This is a genomic window from Herbaspirillum sp. B65, from assembly GCF_000333555.1.
In the GTDB taxonomy this organism is placed as follows: domain Bacteria; phylum Pseudomonadota; class Gammaproteobacteria; order Burkholderiales; family Burkholderiaceae_D; genus Herbaspirillum; species Herbaspirillum rubrisubalbicans.
Window position 1 is genome coordinate 1 of sequence record NZ_BADI01000991.1, and the last position, 3,878, is coordinate 3,878.

The window sequence follows — 3,878 nt, forward strand, 5'->3', positions numbered from 1 at the left end:
GCTTCCAGCCCGAGCAGGCCGCCGCCGATGACCACTGCATGGCGGTGCGTGCGCGCGGCCTGCAGCATGGTGTCCACATCCTGGATGTCGCGAAAGGCGATCACGCCCGGCAATTGATGGCCCGGCACCGGGATGATGAAAGGCGTGGAACCGGTGGCCAGCAACAGGCGGTCGTACTTCACGCTCAGGCCGGACTTGGCGTGGACGCTGCGCAGGCGGCGGTCGATGTGGATCACCGGGTCGCCGGCGTGCAGGGTGATGCCGTTCTCCTGGTACCAGGCGCGCGGGTTGAGCATGATGTCATCGATGCTCTTGTCGCCGGTCAGTACCGGCGAGAGCATGATGCGGTTGTAGTTGCCGTGCGGCTCGGCGCCGAAGACGGTGATGTCATACAGGTCCGGTGCGAGCTTGAGCAATTCCTCCACCGTGCGCATGGCAGCCATGCCATTGCCGACCACCACCAGCGATGGCTTGGCTTGATCCTTGTCGGCGCTGGTCTGCATGTCAGCCACCGATCCAGACTTTACCCTCGGCAATGCGCGCCGGCCAGGCCGGTACCGAGTTGGCGGGTTCTTCCAGGCAGTGGCCGGTGGTCAGGTCGAAGTGATGCTTGTAGATGGGCGAGGCTACCACGATGCGTTCCCCCAGGTTGCCCACCAGGCCGCGCGAGAGGACAGCCGCCTGGGCGTTGGGATCATAGTTGCCGATGGCGAACACGCGCGCCTGCGGCGTGCCGGAGGAGCTGTCGATGACGTGGAACACTGCTACCTGCTGGTCGCCCACCAGGGCGGCCACGCCGGTGTTGGGGACGATCTCGGCCAGTTCGCAGATCGGGGTCCAGTGCTTGATTTGTTGGTCGCTGTGCATGATGGGTTCCTTGTATCGTCCTTGGTTCAGACCGTCTCGACGACGACCGGGATATCCAGCAGCTTCTTCTCGGCCACGGTGGCCGGTCGGATCTGTCCGCGTTCCTCGACGAACTGGATGTTGCCATCGGCGGCCTTGCTGTTGACGAAGTGGCGGAAGCGCTTGCGGGTTTCCGGGTCGGTGACGGCCTTCTTCCATTCGCATTCGTAGGTATCGACCACGCGCTGCATGTCGGTTTCCAGCTCGGCGGCGATGCCCAGCTTGTCATCGATGACCACGCTCTTGAGGTACTCCAGTCCACCTTCGAGGTTTTCGCGCCAGGTGCTGGTGCGTTGCAGGCGGTCGGCGGTGCGCACGTAGAACATCAGGAAGCGGTCCACGTAACGGGTCAGCGTGGCTTCATCCAGGTCGGAGGCGATCAGTTCGGCATGACGCGGCTTCATGCCGCCATTGCCACAGACGTAGAGGTTCCAGCCCTTGTCGGTGGCGATGATGCCCACGTCCTTGCCTTGCGCTTCGGCGCATTCACGGGTGCAGCCGGAGACGCCGAACTTGATCTTGTGCGGCGAGCGCAAGCCCTTGTAGCGGTTTTCCAGGCGCACCGCGAAGCCCACGCTATCACCCACGCCATAGCGGCACCAGGTCGAGCCGACGCAGGATTTGACGGTGCGCAGCGACTTGCCGTAGGCGTGGCCGGTTTCGAAGCCGGCGGCGATCAGGGCTTCCCAGATATCGGGCAACTGGTCCACGCGGGCGCCGAACAGGTCCACCCGCTGGCCGCCGGTGATCTTGGTGTAGAGGCCATATTTCTTGGCGATCTGGCCTACCGCGATCAGGCCATCGGGGGTGACTTCGCCACCGGCCATGCGCGGCACCACCGAGTAGGTGCCATCCTTCTGGATGTTGCCGAGGAAGTAGTCGTTGGAATCCTGCAGGCCGGCATGTTCCTTCTTGAGCACGAAGTCGTTCCACAGCGACGCCAGCACATTGGCCACCATCGGCTTGCAGATGTCACAGCCCAGTCCCTTGCCATGCTTGGCCAGCAGTTCATCGAAGCTCTTGATCTGGCCCACGCGCACCAGGTGGTGGATTTCCTGGCGCGAGTAGGGGAAGTGCTCGCACACATGGTTGTTGACGGCCAGGCCCTGTTTCTTCATCTCGGCCTTCATCACCTGGGTGACCAGCGGCACGCAGCCGCCGCAGGCGGTACCGGCCTTGGTACAAGCCTTCAGATCGCCAATTGTCGTCACCCCCGAGGCCACCGCCGCGCACAGCTGGCCCTTGGAGACATTGTTGCAGGAGCAGATCTGTGCGGATTCCGGGAGCGCATCCACGCCCAGACCCGGTTTGGCCTTGCCATCGGATTGCGGCAGGATCAGGAATTCCGGCGACTCCGGCAGCTCGATCTTGTTGAGCATCATCTGCAGCAGGGTGCCGTATTCAGCGGCATCGCCCACCATCACCGCGCCCAGCAGGTGCTTGCCGGATTCGGAAACCACGATCTTCTTGTAGATCTGCTTGCGTTCATCGGTGAACTGATACGAACGGCTGCCAGCTTGCTTGCCATGCGCATCGCCAATGCTGGCCACGTCCACGCCCATCAGTTTCAACTTGGTGCTCATGTCGGCGCCGTTAAATTGCGGCACCTCGATGGCGTCGTCACGGTGCGACAGCAAGTGCTTGGCAGCGGTGCGGGCCATGTCGTAGCCGGGTGCGACCAGGCCGAAGATCTTGCCATTCCACAGGGCGCATTCGCCGATGGCATAGACGGCAGCGTCCGAGGTGAGGCAGCAATTGTCGATGACGATGCCGCCACGCTCACCCACCTTCAGGCCGGCATGACGCGCCAGTTCGTCACGCGGGCGGATGCCGGCGGAGAAGACGATCATGTCGGTTTCCAGGTGCGAGCCATCCTCGAAGTTCATGCGATGGGTGTGCTGCTTGCCATCGACGATCTCGACCGTGTTCTTTTGCGTATGGGCGGTCACGCCCAGTTCTTCGATCTTCTGGCGCAGGATGCGGCCGCCGCTGTCATCGACCTGCACCGCCATCAGGCGCGGTGCGAATTCCACCACATGGGTTTCCAGCTTCAGGTCGCGCAGGGCCTTGGCGCATTCCAGGCCCAGCAGGCCACCGCCGATGACCACGCCGCTCTTGGAACGGTTGCCGCATTCCAGCATCGCTTCCAGGTCTTCGATGGTGCGATAGACGAAGCAATCCTTGCGCTGGTTGCCGGCCACCGTCGGCACGAAGGGATAGGAGCCGGTGGCCAGCACCAGTTTGTCATAGGACAAGATCTGTTCCACACCAGACAAATTGACCCGCACCTGCTTGTGTTCCAGGTCGATCTCCTGGGCCTTGGCGTTGAGCTTGAGGTCGAACTGCACCGGGCTGTGGCCGGCGTCGAAGAAGCCCGGTGCCACCAGCGACAGGTCTTCGGCGCTCTTGCCGGCGAAGAATTCGGAGAGGTGCACGCGGTCGTAGGCCGGGCGCGGTTCTTCGCACAGGATGGTGACATGCAGGTCGCCGGCGCCGCTCTCGGCCAGGCATTCCAGGAATTTGTGGCCCACCATGCCGTGGCCGATGACGATGATCTTCATGGTGTTCTCCTCAGGCTGCGACTTTGTTTTCTACTACGACGGCGTCACCGCTCTTGTCCGATGCGGTAAAGCGGATGGCCACCGCGCACAGGGCCGAGACCGTCACCAGCACGCCCAGCGTGGATAGGGTCTGCTGGGTATTGCCCAGGCCCTTCATCAGGAAGCCCGCCAGCACCGCGCCCACATTGCCGCCGGCACCGATGATGCCGGCCACGCCGCCTAAGGCCTTGCGGTCGATGAAGGGCACCAGCGCATAGGTGGCGCCGCANGCCATGTGGGTGAACAGACCAAAGCAGAGCATGGCGATGACGGCTGCCACCACGCTGCCGGCATGGGCGAACCACAGCANGGCCAGGCCTTCGCCCAGCATCATCACGAACAGCAGGGTGGCGCGACGGTTCAGGCCGCCGG

General features: G+C 63.3%; 3 protein-coding genes and 1 pseudogene. All 4 read right to left on the minus strand.

Annotated elements, in window-relative coordinates:
- Positions 1-503, minus strand: a 503-nt coding sequence (locus I5W_RS23295; RefSeq protein WP_044531032.1) for an NAD(P)/FAD-dependent oxidoreductase, incomplete at its 3' end; no start/stop codon positions are given.
- Between the two features lies 1 nt (position 504).
- Positions 505-867 carry a nitrite reductase small subunit NirD gene (gene nirD / locus I5W_RS23300; protein WP_017450155.1) on the minus strand — a complete coding sequence of 121 codons (363 nt, stop codon included), beginning with the start codon at positions 865-867 and terminating at the stop codon, positions 505-507.
- Positions 868-893: 26 nt separating this feature from the next.
- Positions 894-3,467, minus strand: coding sequence for a nitrite reductase large subunit NirB (gene nirB, locus I5W_RS23305; protein WP_044531033.1), 2,574 nt, complete (start codon positions 3,465-3,467; stop codon positions 894-896).
- 10 nt (positions 3,468-3,477) lie between these two features.
- Positions 3,478-3,878 (minus strand): annotated as a pseudogene (locus tag I5W_RS23310) (MFS transporter); the annotation flags it as partial.

Coding starts and splice junctions, on each gene's coding strand:
- nirD (WP_017450155.1), bottom strand. CDS start 867: ATGCACAGCGACCAACAAATCAAGCACTGGACCCCGATCTGCGAACTG.
- nirB (WP_044531033.1), bottom strand. CDS start 3,467: ATGAAGATCATCGTCATCGGCCACGGCATGGTGGGCCACAAATTCCTG.